A 17,674-nucleotide genomic window follows, 5' to 3' on the forward strand; every position below is an offset into this window, starting at 1 on the left:
AACGGCCGCCGCTGGGCCCGCCGATTCCGGCTCTCGCAGCGTTTCACCCAGCGCATCCACCTTGATCCAGATGAGGAGTTTCATGCAGCGCGCCACCAAGATAGTCGCCACGATCGGCCCGGCTTCCAGTTCGCCGGAGATTCTGCTGCAGATGATGCAGGCGGGCCTCGACGTCGTGCGGCTCAACTTTTCGCACGGCACGGCCGACGATCACCGCCAGCGCGCCGAAATGGTGCGCGAGGCCGCCCGCAAGGTTGGCCGCGAGATCGCGATCATGGCCGACCTCCAGGGCCCGAAGATCCGCGTCGGCAAGTTCGAGAACGGCAAGACCACGCTCGTGCCCGGGCAGCCGTTCATCCTCGATGCGGGCTGCGAGCTCGGCAACGACGAGCGCGTCGGCCTCGACTACAAGGAACTGCCGCGCGACCTGAAGCCGGGCGACCTGCTGCTGCTGAACGACGGCCTGATCGTGCTGACCGTCGAGCGCGTGCTCGGCGACGAAATCCACACGATCGTCAAGGTGGGCGGCGAGCTGTCGAACAACAAGGGGATCAACCGCCAGGGCGGCGGCCTGTCGGCGCCGGCGCTGACCGCGAAGGACATGGAAGACATCCGCACCGCGATGTCGCTCGGCGCGGACCTCGTCGCGGTGTCGTTCCCGAAGAATGCGACCGACATGGAAATGGCGCGCCAGCTCGCGAACATCGCGGGCGCGCCGTACGGCATCAAGCCGAAGATGATCGCGAAGATCGAGCGCGCGGAGGCGATTCCGGCGCTGCAGAGCATCCTCGACGCGTCCGACGGCATCATGGTCGCGCGCGGCGACCTCGCGGTGGAAGTCGGCAACGCGGCCGTGCCGGCGCTGCAGAAGCGCATGATCCGGATGGCGCGCGAGTCGAACAAGCTCGTGATCACCGCGACGCAGATGATGGAATCGATGATCCACGCACCGGTGCCGACCCGCGCGGAAGTGTCGGACGTCGCGAACGCGGTGCTCGACGGCACCGACGCGGTGATGCTGTCGGCCGAGACGGCCGCCGGCAAGTACCCGGTCGTCACGATCGAGACGATGGCGGCCGTGTGCGTCGAAGCGGAAAAATCCGAAGAAGTCGAGCTGGACAAGGATTTTCTCGACCGGACGTTCACGCGGATCGACCAGTCGATCGCGATGGGCGCGCTGTTCACCGCGTACCACCTGGGCGCGAAGGCGATCGTCGCGCTGACCGAATCGGGCGCGACCGCGCTGTGGATGTCGCGTCACTACACGCACGTGCCGATCTTCGCGCTGACGCCGCGCGTCGGCAGCGAGCGCACGATGGCGCTGTACCGCAACGTGACGCCGCTGCACGTCGACTTCAACAGCGACCGCGATTCGGCACTGCAGGCGGCGCTCGAGATCGTCGTCAAGCAGGGTTACGTGCAGCATGGCGACATGGTCGTGCTGACCGTCGGCGAGCCGATGGGGCAGGCGGGCGGCACCAACACGCTGAAGATCGTGCGGGTCGGCGAGCACTATTGAGCGCCGGCTGAGCCTCGCTGAGCCGGCCTGCGAGCCGGCGACCCGGATCGGTCGAGGCTGATCCGGTACCATTTTTGCGCAAAAAGCCGCGCGGGGTCCGAAGCCCCGCGCGGCTTTTTTTCTCCTTTTTGGCCGCATTGTGCCGTGCGAACGTAACAAATTGCGAGCGGGGGCCACCGGGCGGTCGGAATCGGAGGCGCTTCGCGATAAAATGCGGCTATTCGACGCTCAGCCGCGCCGCGCTGCCCCGGTCCAGACCCGGGCAGGTGCCGCGCCGGCGTCAGGGCGCACCGGTTTTCATTCCAAGGAGTTCCACAATGCCTCTCGTATCAATGCGTCAATTGCTGGACCACGCGGCAGAGCACGGTTACGGCCTGCCGGCCTTCAACGTGAACAACCTGGAGCAGGTCCAGGCGATCATGGCGGCGGCGGACCAGGTCGGCGCGCCCGTGATCATGCAGGCATCGGCCGGCGCGCGTAAGTATGCGGGCGAGCCGTTCCTGCGCCACCTGATCGAAGCGGCGGTCGAATCGTATCCGCACATCCCGGTCGTGATGCACCAGGATCACGGCCAGTCGCCGGCCGTCTGCACGGCCGCGATCCGCAGCGGCTTCACGAGCGTGATGATGGACGGTTCGCTCGAAGCCGACGGCAAGACGGTCGCGTCGTACGAGTACAACGTCGACGTGTCGCGCAAGGTCGTCGAGATGGCGCACTCGATCGGCGTGACGGTCGAAGCCGAACTCGGCGTGCTCGGCTCGCTCGAGACGATGAAGGGCGACAAGGAAGACGGCCACGGCGCGGAAGGCACGATGACCCGCGAGCAGCTGCTGACCGATCCGGAGCAGGCCGCCGACTTCGTCAAGCTCACGCAGTGCGATGCACTCGCGATCGCGATCGGCACGTCGCACGGCGCGTACAAGTTCTCGAAGAAGCCGACGGGCGACATCCTGTCGATCCAGCGCATCAAGGAAATCCACGCGCGCATCCCGAACACGCACCTCGTGATGCACGGTTCGTCGTCGGTGCCGCAGGAACTGCTGGCCGAGATCCGCGAATTCGGCGGCGACATGAAGGAAACCTACGGCGTGCCGGTCGAGGAAATCCAGGAAGGCATCAAGCACGGCGTGCGCAAGATCAACATCGACACCGACCTGCGTCTCGCGATCACCGGCGCGATCCGCCGCTACCTGTTCGAGAACCCGGGCAAGTTCGATCCGCGCGACTACCTGAAGCCCGCGCGCGAAGCGGCGAAGAAGGTGTGCGTCGACCGTTACCTCGCGTTCGGCTGCGAAGGCCAGGCCGGCAAGATCAAGCCGGTGTCGCTCGACAAGATCGCCGAGCAGTACAAGTCGGGCGCGCTCGCACAGGTCGTGCGCTGAGACTGTAGTACGATTTGCCCCGCCCGGTTCTGCCGCCGGGCATGGGCTGGCCGCCCGGCGGGCCGGATCCGATCCGGCCCCGGCAGCCGTTCCGTCCGGCCGAACAAGGGCCGGCCGGCAGCCGTCGGGGCGCTGCGCCCGCCGGTTCGCCGACGTATTGCAAGACCGCCGTTCCCGCCTGCCGCGGGGAACGGCGTTTCCCTTTTTGTTTGGCTCCTTATCTGCGAAAAGACGATGTCTACCCTTTACGAATCCACGCTCCGTTCGCTGCCGCTCCTCGGTCGCGGCAAGGTTCGCGATAACTACGCGGTCGGCAACGACAAGCTCCTGATCGTCACGACCGATCGCCTGTCGGCGTTCGACGTGGTGATGGGCGAGCCGATTCCGAACAAGGGCCGCGTGCTGAACCAGATGGCGAACTTCTGGTTCGACAAGCTCGCGCACATCGTGCCGAACCACCTGACGGGCGACGCGCCGGAAGCGGTCGTCGCGGCCGACGAAGTCGAGCAGGTGAAGGGCCGCGGCGTGGTCGTCAAGCGCCTCGAGCCGATCATGATCGAAGCGGTCGTGCGCGGCTACCTGGCCGGCAGCGGCTGGAAGGAATACCAGGCGTCGGGCGCCGTGTGCGGCGTGCAGCTGCCGGCAGGCCTGCAGAACGCGCAGAAGTTGCCGGAGCCGATCTTCACGCCGGCCGCGAAGGCCGAGATGGGTGAGCACGACGAGAACATCACGTTCGAGGAAACCGAGCGCCGCATCGGCACCGAGCTGGCCGCGACGATCCGCGACATCTCGATCAAGCTGTACAAGGAAGCGGCCGACTACGCGGCGACGCGCGGCATCATCATCGCCGACACGAAGTTCGAATTCGGCCTCGACAACCACGGCAAGCTGTACCTGATGGACGAAGTGCTGACCGCCGATTCGTCGCGCTTCTGGCCGGCCGACCAGTACGAAGTGGGCACCAACCCGCCGTCGTTCGACAAGCAGTTCGTGCGCGACTGGCTCGAGGCGCAGCCGTGGGGCAAGACGGCGCCGGCGCCGGCGCTGCCGGCCGACGTCGTCGAGAAGACGGCCGCGAAGTACCAGGAAGCGCTCGAGCGCATCACGGGCCAGTCGCTCGCCTGATCGGGACAGATACGACATGAGCGAAATCCAGACTGCCCACACGCACAGCGCGCCGCTCGTCGGCGTGCTGATGGGCTCGAGTTCCGACTGGGACGTGATGAAGCATGCGGTCGCCATCCTGCAGGAATTCGGCGTGCCGTACGAAGCGAAGGTCGTGTCCGCGCACCGGATGCCCGACGAGATGTTCGACTATGCGGAGAAGGCGCGCGAGCGCGGGCTGCGTGCGATCATCGCGGGCGCCGGCGGCGCCGCGCACCTGCCCGGCATGCTGGCCGCGAAGACCACGGTGCCGGTGCTCGGCGTACCGGTCGCGAGCAAGTACCTGAAGGGTGTCGATTCGCTGCACTCGATCGTGCAGATGCCGAAGGGCGTGCCCGTCGCGACGTTCGCGATCGGCGAGGCCGGCGCCGCGAACGCCGCGCTGTTCGCGGTGTCGATCCTGTCCGGCAACTCGGTCGACTACGCGAACCGGCTCGCCGCGTTCCGCGTGCGCCAGAACGAAGCCGCGCACGCGATGGTGCTGCCGCCGCTGGAATGACGGCATGGCGCGCGGCCGCACGACGCGGCCGGCGCCGGATTTTCCCACTGCGGCGGGCCGTTCCGCGTTCCGCCGCGACCGACCACTGACATGACCGCAACTCCTGATTCCGTTTCCCCGATCCTGCCCGGCGCGTGGCTGGGCATGGTCGGCGGTGGCCAGCTCGGCCGCATGTTCTGCTTTGCCGCCCAGTCGATGGGCTATCGCGTCGCGGTGCTCGATCCCGATCCGACGAGCCCCGCCGGCGCGGTCGCCGATCGCCACCTGCGCGCGGCGTACGACGACGAAGCCGCGCTCGCCGAACTGGCCGACCTGTGCGAGGCTGTATCGACGGAGTTCGAGAACGTGCCGGCCGCGAGCCTCGATTTCCTCGCGCGCACGACGTTCGTCGCGCCGGCCGGCCGCTGCGTCGCGGTCGCGCAGGACCGGATCGCGGAGAAGCGTTTCATCGCGGCATCGGGCGTGCCGGTCGCGCCGCACGTCGTGATCGAATCGGCGGCGGCGCTCGCCGCGCTCGACGATGCGGCGCTCGACGCGGTGCTGCCGGGCATCCTGAAGACGGCCCGCCTCGGTTACGACGGCAAGGGCCAGGTGCGGGTCGCCACCGCGCAGGAAGCGCGCGACGCGCATGCCGCGCTCGGCGGCGTGCCGTGCGTGCTGGAGAAGCGCCTGCCGCTGAAATACGAAGTGTCGGCGCTGATCGCGCGCGGCGCGGACGGCCGTTCGGCCGCCTTCCCGCTCGCGCAGAACGTGCATCACAACGGCATCCTCGCGCTGACGGTCGTGCCGGCGCCGGCCGCCGATGCGGCCCGCGTCGAGGAAGCGCAGCAGGCGGCGATCCGGATCGCTGATACGCTCGGCTACGTCGGCGTGCTGTGCGTCGAATTCTTCGTGCTGGAGGACGGCTCGTTCGTCGCGAACGAAATGGCGCCGCGCCCGCACAACTCCGGCCACTACACGGTCGATGCGTGCGCAACGAGCCAGTTCGAGCAGCAGGTGCGCGCGATGACGCGCATGCCGCTCGGCAACCCGCGCCAGCATTCGCCGGCCGCGATGCTGAACATTCTCGGCGACGTGTGGTTCCCCAACGGTGCGGCGGCCGATGCCGTCACGCCGCCGTGGGACACGGTCGCCGCGATGCCGGCCGCGCACCTGCACCTGTACGGCAAGGAAGAAGCGCGCGTCGGCCGCAAGATGGGCCACGTGAACTTCACGGCCGAGACGCGCGACGAAGCCGTCGTCGCCGCCACCGCGTGCGCGCAACTGCTGCGCGTGCCGCTCGACTGAGGCGCCGGCCGATGTCCAGCGATCTCCCGAAGCACGTGACGCCCGCGCAGATCGACGCGGCTGCCGCGTTGCTCGACGCGGGCCAGCTCGTCGCGTTTCCGACCGAAACCGTCTACGGGCTCGGCGGCGATGCGGCGAACCCCGAGGCCGTCGCACGCATCTACGCGGCGAAGGGGCGGCCCGCGAACCATCCGGTGATCGTGCATCTGCCGCCGGGCGGCGATCCCGGTTACTGGGCCGACGACTTGCCGGCCGACGCGCACGCGCTGATCGACGCGTTCTGGCCGGGCCCGCTGACGCTGATCCTGAAGCGCCACGCGCGCATTCCGGATGCCGTGAGCGGCGGGCAGGATTCGGTCGGGCTGCGCTGCCCGTCGCATCCGGTCGCGCAGGCGCTGCTGGCCGCGTTCGGCGCGCGGCGCGGCGGCCACGGCGGCGTGGCTGCGCCGTCCGCGAACCGGTTCGGCCACGTGAGTCCGACGACCGCGCAACACGTGCGCGACGAATTCGGCGATACCGTGCACGTGCTCGACGGCGGCGCATCCGAAGTCGGCATCGAGTCGACGATTCTCGACCTGTCGCGTGGTTTCCCGGCGCTGCTGCGCCCGGGGCACGTGACGCCGCAACAGATCGCCGACGTGCTCGGCCGCGCCCCGAAGCTGCCGGACGGCAGCGATGCGACGGCCCCACGCGCGTCGGGCACGCTGAAAGCGCATTACGCGCCGCGCACGCCGCTCGCGCTGCTGCCGTTCGACGCGCTCGAGCCGCTGCTCGCGGCCGCGCAAACCGACGGCGAACGCATCGCGCTCGTCGCCCGCGCGTCGCGTGCGGGACGCTGGGCGCAGGCTGACGGCGTGCACTTCGTCGCGGCGCCGGAAGATCCGCAAGCCTATGCGCGCGACCTGTACGGAATGCTGCGCGCGCTCGACCGGGCGCAGGTCGCGCGCATTCTCGTCGAGAAGCTGCCCGAGACCGTCGAATGGATCGCGGTCAACGATCGCCTCGGCCGCGCGGCCGCGGCGTTCGAAGCGCGCGACTGACGCAGCCACGCGCATCCGTCCACGCAAACAAAAAACGCCTGACCGGCGCGAACCGGTCAGGCGTTTTCGTTTGGGCGCGTAGTGAGCGGCTTACTTGCCGACGCCGGACTTCGCGATCTGCTGTTCGACGTACTGCGCGAACAGCGCATGCAGGCGCGTCGTCGGGTGGACCGTGTCGGCGAACATGTAGGTCTGGTCCGCGTTCGCGACCGTGTAGGTCTGCGGCGAGCAGAACAGCGACGAGCCGAACGCGGTCGCGTTCGCGACGCCGTACTGCGTGGCGGCCTGGACCATCGCCTTCAGGTTGCAGGCGGTGTCGGTGTTCGACACGCTGAAACCGTTCGACTGGTAGTTGGCCGCGATGCCGTCCTGCCACGTGAACGAATCGACCACCGCATATTTCGTCGGGTCGACCTTCAGCGCGGCGAGCGTACCGACGAGCGTCTTGTTGAACAGCCCGGACAGTTGCGTGAACGCGGCCTGCGTGCCGCCTTGCAGCGCGAGCGGCGTGCCGCCGATGTCCGGCACGTTCGCGACGAACACGTGGGTCGCGCCGGCCGCGACGATCTGCTGGACGATCCCGCCGAGCTGCTGCGCGGCCAGGCCGATCGCCTGCGCCGCCGCGAGCTGCGCGGCCGGCGTGTTGCCTTGCGCCTGCGCGACCTGGGCCTGGTAGAAGATGTCGTTCGCACCGCCGTTGATCAGCACGATCTGGCCGGCGTTGAAGCTGCCGTATTGCGACAGGTACTGCTTGACCTGGTCGGCGATCGGCGTGGTCGTCGCCTGCGCGTAGTCGGGATTCGGCACGCTCGCGTCCGCATGGCCGATGCCCGGCTGCAGCGTCACGCGCGAGCCGCCCTGCGCGTAGCCGAGGCCGCCGGTGGCCTGCAGCGGGATGCCGAAGCCGCCCTGGTTGGCGGGCTGCAGCGTGTCGCCGTAGTACTGCGCGACGTTCTGCGTCCATACCTGGCCCGGGTTGGTCGTGAAGCGGCCGCCGCCGAAGCCGAGCTTGATCTGCGAGTAGGTGCCGACGTCGGACAGGCTGTCGCCGAACGACACGATCTGCATTTTCACGCCCGACGGCGGCGTGTTCGACGCACTGCTGTTGTTGTCGTCACCGCCGCCGCATGCGGCGAGCAGCGCGAGCGCGGCGCCGGCGATCGCGACCTGCGCGGTGCGCAGCATGCGCTGCCGGGTGCGGGAAGGTGCGTGTTGTTGTGTCTGCATCGTTCGATCTCCTCGTAGATATGGCCTGATGTGTTGCTCATCTGCCGCGCGCCTGCTCGGTTCCGGGCTGCGCGGCGGCCGTTGGCTGAAACGGTTTATCGATCGCGCGCAGCCGCCAGCGGCACGGTGCGCGGATCCTGGTTCGCGGCCTCGGCAATCTGCGCATGATAAGCGCTCGCCCATTCGGGCGGGCCGAAAATCGCGCGCAGCTTGTTGCGCCATCCGCCGACGCGCAACGCGTCGGACGCCATCGACACCCACTCGTGAAACGTCGCGACGAGCGGGTTGTTCGAGCCGAGCCGCTCGACGATGCCGTACTGCGGCGGATCGTCGGGCGTTTCCTCGACATAGCTGCCGAACAGGCGATCCCAGATCACCAGGACGCCTGCGTAATTGCGGTCGATGTAGCGCGCGTTGCGCGCATGGTGCGCGCGGTGGATCGACGGTGTGTTGAGCACGTATTCGAGCCAGCCGAGCTTGCCGATCGCCTGCGTGTGCACGAAGAACTGGAACGCGAGGTTGATCAGCACGACGCCGACGACCTGTTGCGGCGGAAAGCCGGCGAACGCGAGCGGCAGCCAGAACAGCCACATGCCCGCGACTGGGTACATCAGGCTCTGGCGGAACGCGGTCGAGAAATTCATTCGCTCGGACGAGTGGTGCACGACGTGCGCGGCCCACAGCCAGCGCACGCGATGGCTCGCGCGATGGAACACGTAGTAGAGGAAGTCCTGCGCGACGAACAGCACGGCGAACGACAGCCAGCCGTCGTGCCACGTGTAGACGCGATAGTGCCGGTAGCAGTACGCATAGACAGGAATCACGAACAGCCACGCGATCTTGTCGGCGCCCTGGTGCATCAGCGCGAGCGCCGCGTTGCACAGCGTGTCGCGCCACGCATAGATACGGTCCTGCGCACGGGTGCGGGCGAGGTGCCAGGCCTCCCACGCGATGCAGAGCAGGAAGACGGGCGCCAGCGCGAGCAGAAGCAATTCGACGTCGAATCGCATGGGCGTGTGTCTCCTTCGTTCCCCTGCAAGCCATCAGGCCGGGCGTGTGGCCCGTTGTAGATATCGTCAGGCCAACAGCCTACGCAATCGCTACGCGCTAGGCGAGGGGGCAGCGTAGAGGGTTCCCTCTGAGGACAGGGTTTCTACGGAATCCGTACTGCACGGGGCCGGGCGGTGTGGCCCCGTTTTGAGGATGGGGCGAGCGCGCGAGGCGCCGCGCGACGGTGGCGGCGCGCGTTTCAAACCGCGCGGCGCGAAATTTCGCGGGTGACGCACTGCGGGGCCGCACGGGCCGCCGTGTCACGACGGCCCGCCGCGCGGTGTACGGATCGTCAGTGCGCGCCCGCGTAGATCCATTCGAGCAGCGTGTCGTGCGCGGCGCGCGCGGCTTCCGCGTGATCGTTGTTGATGAAGCTGACGACGATGTAGCTCTGGCCGTCCGAGCCGGCGACGTAGCCGGCGATCGCGCGCACGTCGCGCAGCGTGCCGGTCTTGATGTGCGCGTTGCCGAGCACGCCCGCGTTGGTGAGGCGGTTCTTCATCGTGCCGTCGATGCCCGCGATCGGCAGCGAATCGATGAACGCCTGCGCGACCGGGCTCGCGTTCGCGGCCTGCAGCAGCGCGGCGAGCGACAGCGCGCTCACGTGCTCTTCGCGCGACAGCCCCGAGCCGTTCTCGAGCACGAGGTCGGGCATCGCGATGCCGTTCTTCTGCAGGAACGCCTGGATCGCGCGGCTCGACTGCTCGGGCGTCGCGGGCGGCTTGCCGCTGACCGCGCCGATCGTCAGGAACAGGTTGCGCGCCATCACGTTGTTGCTGAACTTGTTGATGTCGTAGACGATGCTGCCGAGCACCGGGCTGTGATGCACGGCGAGCGGCCGCGCGGTGGTCGGCACCTTGCCTTCGCTCACGGGCCCGGCGATCGTGCCGCCGTCCTGCTGCCACAGCGCGAGGAAGCCGCGCGCGAAGAAGGTCGTGTGATCGAGGATCGCGAGGTTGGTCGTGTGCGCGCCGCAGCGCAGCGGGTAGTCGCCGGCGAACGACGCCGTCATGATTCCGCCGCCGGCCGTCAGCGTCGGGCGCGCGGCCGCGGCGGCCGCGCTGCACGAGCCCGAACCTTCGACGAGCTGGTTGTCGATCGACAAGTCCGCGAGCGGCGGCAACACGTCGACGGCGACCTTGCCGTCGTCGCCCGGCGTGACCGTGAACGACACGGCCTTGAACGCGTACAGCAGCGGATCGGGGCCGACGTTGTACGGCGCGCTGGCATCGTCGTCGAACGACGGCAGGTCGCGCGTCGACGCCGCGAAATAACTCTTGTCGAGCACGAGGCCGCCGGCCACGCGCTTGACGCCGGCCTTGCGCAGCTTGTCGACGAGGTCGATCAGCTCCTCGGGCACGAGCTTCGGATCGCCGGTGCCCTTGATGTACAGGTTGCCCTGCAGCGTGCCGTCCGGGTCGACCGTGCCGTCCGTGTACGCGGTGGTGCGCCAGCGGTAGTCGGGGCCGAGGATCGACAGGCCCGAGAAGGTCGTCACGAGCTTCATCGTCGAGGCCGGCAGCATCGGCCGGCTCGCATTCCACGCGATCAGCGGCTGCGGATCGCCGACGCGCTCGACCACCACGCTCATCGCCGACGCCGGCACCTTCGCACGCTGCAGCGCGACGAGCACGGAGGCCGGCAGGCCGGCCGCGCGTGCGGCCGGCGACACGACGGCGGTCTTGCGTGCTTCCTTGTGGGATTTCTTGCGGGCCTGGGCGGACGGCGCGAACGCGAGGGCCGTGCAGGTGGCGACGACGGCGGCCGCGCGCAGGCAGACGCGGGCGCGGGGGGCGAACCGGGCGGAAAGATCGGAAATCGGCATGGGCGAATACGGGAAAAGCAGGGGGCTCGGGCAGGACGCGCGGGGGCGCCGAAGCGCACATTGTAGAGACAAGTCGGGGCAGGCCCCTTGCAATCCGCCTTACTGTTGCATTGCACGGTGCCGCGCACCCGATTCGCGGCGCTACAATGGTCGCCGTGTTTGACTCGCCCCCTGGATGCGTGGCCCGATGCGGATTCTGCTTGTCGAAGATGATCGAATGATTGCCGAGGGCGTGCGCAAGGCGCTGCGCTCGGACGGCTTTGCGGTCGACTGGGTGCAGGACGGCGACGCCGCGCTGACGGCGCTCGGCGGCGAGACGTACGATCTGCTGCTGCTCGATCTCGGCCTGCCGAAGCGCGACGGCATCGACGTGCTGCGCACGCTGCGCGGGCGCGGGCTCGCGCTGCCGGTGCTGATCGTCACCGCGCGCGACGCCGTCGCCGATCGCGTGAAGGGGCTCGACGCGGGCGCCGACGATTACCTCGTCAAGCCGTTCGATCTCGACGAGCTGGGCGCACGGATGCGCGCGCTGATCCGCCGTCAAGCGGGGCGCAGCGAGTCGCTGATCCGCCACGGCGCGCTGACGCTCGATCCCGCGTCGCACCAGGTGACGCTCGACGGCGCGCCCGTTGCGCTGTCCGCGCGCGAGTTCGCGCTGCTCGAGGCGCTGCTCGCGCGGCCGGGCGCGGTGCTGTCGAAGAGCCAGCTCGAGGAGAAGATGTACGGCTGGGGCGAGGAGATCGGCAGCAACACGGTCGAGGTCTACATCCACGCGCTGCGCAAGAAGCTCGGTTCGGACCTGATCCGCAACGTGCGCGGGCTCGGCTACATGGTCGTCAAGGAAAGCTGACGCGTGCGGTCGATTCGTCATCAACTGCTGATCTGGCTGCTCGCGATCGTCGTCGCGGGCGTGGGCGCCGCGGGCTGGCTCATCTACCGGCAGGCGCTCGCCGAGGCGAATGAGCTGTTCGACTACCAGTTGCAGGAAATCGCCGCGGCGCTGCCGTCGGAGCCGTTCTCGCAGGTGTTCGGCTCGCGCACCAACGGCGACGAAGGCATCGTGATCCAGATCTGGAATCGCAACGGCGTGCTGATGTACTTCTCGCATCCGCGTGCGCCGATCGCGCCGCGCGCGGAACTCGGCTTCTCGACCGAACGCACCGATCGCGGCGAATGGCGCGTGTACGGAGCGATCGTCGGCGACAACGTCGTGCAGCTCGCGCAGCCGCTGTCGGTGCGCAACCGGCTCGCGGCGAACGTCGCGCTGCGCACGCTGTGGCCGCTGATCGTGCTGCTGCCGTTCCTCGGCGCGGCCGCGTGGGGGATCGTCGGGCGCGGGCTCGCGCCGCTTGGCCGCGTGACGCGCGCGGTCGAGGCGCGCCGGCCGGAAGCGCTCGATCCGCTGCCCGACGCGCGCCTGCCGCTCGAGGTGCAGCCGCTCGTGCGGGCGCTGAACGGGCTGCTCGCGCGACTGTCGGCGGCGCTCGACACGCAGAAGGCGTTCGTCGCCGACGCCGCGCACGAATTGCGCACGCCGCTCGCGGCCGTGCAGATCCAGGCGCAGCTCGTCGCGCGCGCGAAGGACGATGCGTCGCGCCGCGAGGCGATCGCGGATCTCCAGGACGGCGTGTCGCGCGCGACGCGGCTCACCGAGCAACTGCTCGCGCTCGCGCGCGCCGAGCCGGACGGCGCGACGATGCGCGAGCCGGTCGACCTGCAGGCGCTGCTCGCCGAATGCGTGGCCGCGCATGCGCCGCTCGCGCAGCGGCGCGACATCGATCTCGGCTTCGAGGAAACGCGCGCGGCGAGCGTCGTCGCGGACGTCGGCGCGCTGCGCGTGATGTTCGGCAACCTGCTCGACAACGCGGTGAAATACACGCCGGACGGCGGCCGCATCGACGTGTCGCTGACGCGCGACGCGGCCGGCCGCGCCTGCGTGCAGATCGGCGACAGCGGGCCGGGCATTCCGGCCGACGAGCGCGAGCGCGTGTTCGACCGCTTCTATCGCGACAGCACGGCACGGGCACGCACCGACGTGTCGGGCAGCGGGCTCGGGCTCGCGATCGTCAAGCGCGTGGCGGCGCAGCAGGGCGCGACGGTGTCGCTCGGCGATGCGGCCGCGGGCGGCCTGCTCGTCAGCGTCGTGTTCCGCGATGCCGAGATGCCGGCCCCGGCTTCGCAGCCGTCCGAAACCGTCTGAAGGGGCGGCGCGGGCAGCCGCTTAAGCCCCGCTTAAGGCTGATTAAGCCTCCTTTAAGTCAGGGTCGTTACGCTGCGTCCTAACAAAGAGGAGGTCCTACGATGAACACCCGATTCCTTGCGCGCGGCGCCGTCGCGGTCGCCGTGGCGGCCGCCCTGTCGGCCGGCTATTTCGCCGGCACCCGCCGCGCCGATCCGCAGATCATCACGCCCGCGCAGGCGGCCGCATTGATGCCGGCCGAAGCTGCCGCCAAGACCGGCATTCCCGATTTCTCCGGGCTCGTCGAGACCTACGGCCCGGCGGTCGTGAACATCAGCGCGAAGCACGTCGTGAAGCAGGTGGCGCGGCGTGCGCCGCAGCCGCAACTGCCGATCGATCCGAGCGACCCGTTCTACCAGTTCTTCAAGCACTTCTACGGCCAGGTGCCGGGCATGGGCGGCGACGCGCAGCCGGACGACCAGCCGAGCGCGAGCCTCGGGTCGGGCTTCATCGTCAGTTCCGACGGGTACATCCTCACCAATGCGCACGTGATCGACGGCGCGAACGTCGTCACGGTCAAGCTGACCGACAAGCGCGAATACAAGGCGAAGGTCGTCGGCTCCGACAAGCAGTCCGACGTCGCCGTGCTGAAGATCGACGCGAGCGGCCTGCCGACCGTGAAGATCGGCGATCCGGCGCAGAGCAAGGTCGGCCAGTGGGTCGTCGCGATCGGCTCGCCGTACGGCTTCGACAACACGGTCACGTCGGGCATCATCAGCGCGAAGTCGCGCGCGCTGCCGGACGAGAACTACACGCCGTTCATCCAGACCGACGTGCCGGTGAACCCCGGCAACTCGGGTGGTCCGCTGTTCAACCTGCAGGGCGAGGTGATCGGCATCAACTCGATGATCTACTCGCAGACGGGCGGCTTCCAGGGCCTGTCGTTCGCGATCCCGATCAACGAGGCGATCAAGGTGAAGGACGAGCTCGTGAAGACGGGCCACGTGAGCCGCGGCCGGCTCGGCGTGGCCGTGCAGGGGCTGAACCAGACGCTCGCGAGCTCGTTCGGGCTGCAGAAGCCGGACGGCGCGCTCGTCAGCTCGGTCGACGCCAACGGTCCGGCCGCGAAGGCCGGCCTGCAGCCGGGCGACGTGATCCTGTCGGTCAACGGTTCGCCGGTCGCCGATTCGACGTCGCTGCCCGCGCAGATCGCGAACCTGAAGCCGGGTTCGAAGGCCGACCTGCAGATCTGGCGCGACAAGTCGAAGAAGTCGATCACCGTGACGCTCGGCGCGATGGCCGACGCGAAGCTTGCGTCGAACGACGGCGGGCCGGTCGAACAGGGCCGGCTGGGTGTCGCGGTGCGGCCGCTGTCGCCGCAGGAACGCAGCGCCGACAACCTGTCGCACGGGCTGATCGTGCAGCAGGCCGGCGGGCCGGCCGCCAACGCGGGCATCCAGCCCGGCGACGTGATCCTCGCGGTGAACGGCCGTCCGGTCACGAGCCCCGAGCAGTTGCGCGACGCGGTGAAGGGCGCGGGCAACAGTCTTGCTCTGCTGATCCAGCGCGATAATGCACAGATCTTCGTGCCGGTCGACCTGAGCTGACCGGCAACGGCCGACGGCCGGCCCGGCCGGCCGGCCGTGGCGGGCGCCGCCGCCGCTCGATCGATCGCGTGACGCCGCGCCCCGTATGTGTTCCGACCCCAAGGAGAGAGCCATGCAATATCTACGCAACGTGTCCCGATTTGCCGTCGCCGCGGCGCTGACCGCCGGCCTCGCAGCCGGTGCGACCGGCGCGTACGCGCAGTCGGACGGCTTGCCCGCCGCGCGCCAGCAAGGCGATGTCACCTTCGTGTCCGGCGGTGTCGGGCAGGACGAATCGACGGCGTTCCAGCGCAACGAGTCGCAGTGGCCGCTGGCGCTGCGCTTCACCGGCAAGGGCGGCGAGTTCCTGGCCGACGTCCATGTCCGGATCGTCGACGGCAAGGGCGCCGAGGTGCTGAAAACCGACACGCGCGGGCCGTACATGCTCGTGAAGGTGCCGCCGGGGCGCTATACGGTGCACGCGTCGTACCAGGGCAGCGACGAATCGCGCGCCGTCACGGTCGGCGCGAAGGGCGGCGCGAAAGCCGCGTTCCAGTGGAGTGCGCAGTAGCCCGTCGCGCGCGGCCGGGCTCCCGGTCGCGCAATCGGACGAAGTTTCGCCCATAATGAAAGCCACGGCATGCGTGCCGTGGCTTTTTCGTTTCCTGCCCCCGGCCTGACGCCGCCCGAAGGAGAAACGATGTCCGATGCAGCCGACCCCCGACTCGAAATCGTGCCGAACCGTCATCGCGTGCGCGTGATTCATCGCGGCATCACCTATGCCGATTCGCACGGCGCGCTGACCGTGCGCGAGGCGGGGCTCCCGGACATTCATTACCTGCCGCGCGGCGACGTCAACATGCGCCGGCTCGTGAAATCGGGCGTCACGTCGGCCTGCCCGTTCAGGGGGCAAGCCGTGCATTTCGACTTGCAGACGGAAGACGGTGTGATCGAGAACGCCGCATGGAGTTACGAAGAACCGAAGGAGGCGGCGGCCGTGCTCGCGCACTACGTCGCCTTCGATGTCGCACGGGTCGACAGTCTCGTCGAGACGTCCTGATGCGGCGCGCGTTCATCGGGGAGGCGTCATGGAACTGAACGACACGTTACGCGTACCGCTCGCGCCGCCTGTCGTGCGGGATGCGCTGGAGGATCTCGCGCTGCTGCGGGCGAGCTTCGACCATTGCGAATCGTTCGTGAAACTCGCGCACGGCGAGTTCGCGCTGACGATCACGGTGCCGCTCGGCCCGCTGCGCGCCCGCTACGACGTGCGCGCGCATGCGGCCGCCGAGCAGGGCGACGCCGAAGGTCGGCCGCGCCGGGTGCTCAACTTCAAGGCGCGGGCCGACGGCCTCGGCGCGCTGCGCGGCCAGGTCGAACTGGTGCTGACACCGGATGACGATGCGAACGCCACGCGGATCGAATACGTGGTCTGGGCGACGGCCAGCGGGCCGCTCGCGGAGTTGCCGGCGCGGCAGATCGACAATGCGCTGCGCGAATGGACCGACACGTTCTTTCGCGAGTTCGGCGCGGTCGTGCAGGCGAAGCACGGTCTCGCGCCGAATCGCGCGCGCGCCCCGGCGCAGCGCCGCCAGCATGTCTTCCTGCGGCCGGCGTCACTGGTGGCCGCGACGAAGCGTTCGCTGCCGCCGCACTTCGGCGGCGCGCTGAGCGGGCGGGCGGCGAGCGCGCTTCCGCATCGCGATTCGGGCACCGTGCCCGTATGGGCCTGGGCGGCGATGATCGTGTTCGTCGCGTTGCTGCTTTACGCGGCGCGCTGGATCAACGGCGGCTGAGCGGCTGCCCGGTTCCGCTTCGAGGCCTGCCCGCCACGCGCGCGGCCGGCGTCACTGTCCCGCGTCGGCACGGGCTCCGGCGCCGCGAAATTCCCTTCGATACGCAGACGGCGACGTGCCGAGCGCGCCCGCGAAATGCTGGCGCAGCGACACGCTCGAGCCGTAGCCGGCCGCCTGCGCGATCGCGTCGATCGACTGCCCGGTGGTTTCGAGCAGATGCTGCGCACGCGCAAGCCGTTCGGCCTGCAGCCACGCGGTGACGGTCGTGCCCGTCGCCTGGCGGAAGTGGCGCGTGAACGTGCGGCGGCTCATCAGCACGCGTTCGGCGAGCGAATCGACGCTGTGCGCGGCGTCGAGATGCGCGCGCACCCAGTCGAGCAGGCCCGCGAGTCGTGCATCGCGGGGGTGCGCGGCGACCGGCTGCGGCACGTATTGGGCCTGTCCGCCCTGGCGGTGCGGCGGGATCACGAGGCGGCGCGCGATCCGGTTCGCGGCGTCCGAGCCGAAGCGCCGCCGCACGACGTGCAGGCAGCAGTCGAGGCCGGCGGCCGTGCCGGCCGACGTCATCAGGTTGCCGTCGTCCACGTAGAGCACGTCGGGATCGAGTTTCACGCGCGGAAAGCGTTGGGCGAAATCGTCGGCCCACGCCCAGTGCGTGGTGGCCGGACGGCCGTCGAGCAGGCCGGCCGCGGCGAGCACGTAGGCACCGAGGCACAGGCCCACGAGCTCCGCGCCGCGCGCGGCGACCGCGCGGACCGCATCGAGCAGCGCGTCGGGCGGCGCTTCGTCCGGGTCGCGCCAGGACGGCACGATGACGATGTCCGCGTCGTCGAGCGCGTCGAGCCCGTACGGTGCGGTGATCGTGAAGCCGCCCGTCGTCGCGAGCGGGCCGCGCTCGGCCGAGCAGACGCGGAACTCGAACGCGGGCGACGCGGCCGCATCACGTTCCTTGCCGAACACGACCGATGGCACGGACAGGTGGAACGGACTGATGCCGTCGTACGCGATCACGGCGACGATGGTCGGAACGGACGGGGCGGGCGACGCGGCGGCGAGCATGGCGGATTCCGGAAAGGCGATGGCCCGATTTTATCGAAGAATGGCTATCGGGCCACTATCG

At 69.3% G+C, this 17,674-nt stretch carries 16 protein-coding genes; 12 read left to right on the top strand and 4 right to left on the bottom strand.

Going from position 1 to position 17,674, the window contains the following annotated elements; translation table 11 throughout:
- The first annotated feature begins 82 nt into the window (after positions 1-82).
- The 6 genes from pyk (at position 83) to H0X95_RS11895 (ending at position 6,891) form a co-directional block, all read left to right on the top strand.
- Positions 83-1,519 (top strand): pyruvate kinase, encoded by a 1,437-nt coding sequence (gene pyk, locus H0X95_RS11870; protein ID WP_006493398.1) that lies wholly within the window; start codon positions 83-85, stop codon positions 1,517-1,519.
- 317 nt (positions 1,520-1,836) lie between these two features.
- A complete protein-coding gene (gene fba / locus H0X95_RS11875) occupies positions 1,837-2,901 on the top strand; it encodes a class II fructose-bisphosphate aldolase (protein WP_006481730.1) in 1,065 nt (354 codons plus the stop codon).
- Positions 2,902-3,135: 234 nt separating this feature from the next.
- The gene (locus H0X95_RS11880) at positions 3,136-4,026 is read left to right on the top strand and encodes a phosphoribosylaminoimidazolesuccinocarboxamide synthase (protein ID WP_006477945.1); all 891 of its coding nucleotides are present in this window, start codon (positions 3,136-3,138) and stop codon (positions 4,024-4,026) included.
- A gap of 16 nt (positions 4,027-4,042) precedes the next feature.
- Positions 4,043-4,564 (top strand): 5-(carboxyamino)imidazole ribonucleotide mutase, encoded by a 522-nt coding sequence (gene purE, locus H0X95_RS11885; RefSeq protein WP_006481724.1) that lies wholly within the window; start codon positions 4,043-4,045, stop codon positions 4,562-4,564.
- Positions 4,565-4,654: 90 nt separating this feature from the next.
- On the top strand, positions 4,655-5,851 hold the full coding sequence (locus H0X95_RS11890; protein ID WP_006497338.1) for a 5-(carboxyamino)imidazole ribonucleotide synthase: 1,197 nt from the start codon (positions 4,655-4,657) through the stop codon (positions 5,849-5,851).
- A gap of 11 nt (positions 5,852-5,862) precedes the next feature.
- Entirely contained in the window at positions 5,863-6,891 is a 1,029-nt protein-coding gene (locus H0X95_RS11895) for an L-threonylcarbamoyladenylate synthase (protein WP_006497337.1), read from the top strand.
- Positions 6,892-6,981: 90 nt separating this feature from the next.
- On the opposite strand, the gene H0X95_RS11900 is transcribed toward H0X95_RS11895, so the two are convergent.
- The 3 genes from H0X95_RS11900 to dacB form a co-directional block, all read right to left on the bottom strand.
- Positions 6,982-8,118, bottom strand: a complete 1,137-nt coding sequence (locus H0X95_RS11900) for an SGNH/GDSL hydrolase family protein (protein WP_006481733.1) — start codon at positions 8,116-8,118, stop codon at positions 6,982-6,984.
- 95 nt (positions 8,119-8,213) lie between these two features.
- Positions 8,214-9,128 (bottom strand): sterol desaturase family protein, encoded by a 915-nt coding sequence (locus tag H0X95_RS11905; RefSeq protein ID WP_006497335.1) that lies wholly within the window; start codon positions 9,126-9,128, stop codon positions 8,214-8,216.
- Between the two features lie 332 nt (positions 9,129-9,460).
- Positions 9,461-10,993, bottom strand: a complete 1,533-nt coding sequence (gene dacB, locus H0X95_RS11910; protein ID WP_059720703.1) for a D-alanyl-D-alanine carboxypeptidase/D-alanyl-D-alanine endopeptidase — start codon at positions 10,991-10,993, stop codon at positions 9,461-9,463.
- Between the two features lie 187 nt (positions 10,994-11,180).
- Between dacB and H0X95_RS11915 the strand changes: the two genes are divergently transcribed.
- From H0X95_RS11915 to H0X95_RS11940, 6 genes are all read left to right on the top strand, one after another.
- Positions 11,181-11,843, top strand: coding sequence for a response regulator (locus H0X95_RS11915; protein ID WP_006481728.1), 663 nt, complete (start codon positions 11,181-11,183; stop codon positions 11,841-11,843).
- Between the two features lie 3 nt (positions 11,844-11,846).
- On the top strand, positions 11,847-13,193 hold the full coding sequence (locus tag H0X95_RS11920) for an ATP-binding protein (protein ID WP_006493399.1): 1,347 nt from the start codon (positions 11,847-11,849) through the stop codon (positions 13,191-13,193).
- 101 nt (positions 13,194-13,294) lie between these two features.
- Entirely contained in the window at positions 13,295-14,779 is a 1,485-nt protein-coding gene (locus H0X95_RS11925) for a DegQ family serine endoprotease (protein WP_006497333.1), read from the top strand.
- A 112-nt stretch (positions 14,780-14,891) separates the two neighbouring features.
- Entirely contained in the window at positions 14,892-15,329 is a 438-nt protein-coding gene (locus H0X95_RS11930) for a carboxypeptidase-like regulatory domain-containing protein (RefSeq protein ID WP_006490101.1), read from the top strand.
- Between the two features lie 129 nt (positions 15,330-15,458).
- Positions 15,459-15,818 carry a DUF427 domain-containing protein gene (locus H0X95_RS11935; protein WP_006497332.1) on the top strand — a complete coding sequence of 120 codons (360 nt, stop codon included), beginning with the start codon at positions 15,459-15,461 and terminating at the stop codon, positions 15,816-15,818.
- Positions 15,819-15,846: 28 nt separating this feature from the next.
- Positions 15,847-16,554 (top strand): CoxG family protein, encoded by a 708-nt coding sequence (locus H0X95_RS11940; RefSeq protein ID WP_059720702.1) that lies wholly within the window; start codon positions 15,847-15,849, stop codon positions 16,552-16,554.
- 51 nt (positions 16,555-16,605) lie between these two features.
- Here H0X95_RS11940 and H0X95_RS11945 read toward each other — a convergent pair whose 3' ends face one another.
- A complete protein-coding gene (locus H0X95_RS11945) occupies positions 16,606-17,613 on the bottom strand; it encodes a helix-turn-helix domain-containing protein (protein WP_048989254.1) in 1,008 nt (335 codons plus the stop codon).
- Positions 17,614-17,674: the final 61 nt, after the last annotated feature.

It is taken from the genome of Burkholderia sp. 9779_493 (assembly GCF_015712215.1).
GTDB lineage: Bacteria > Pseudomonadota > Gammaproteobacteria > Burkholderiales > Burkholderiaceae > Burkholderia > Burkholderia cenocepacia.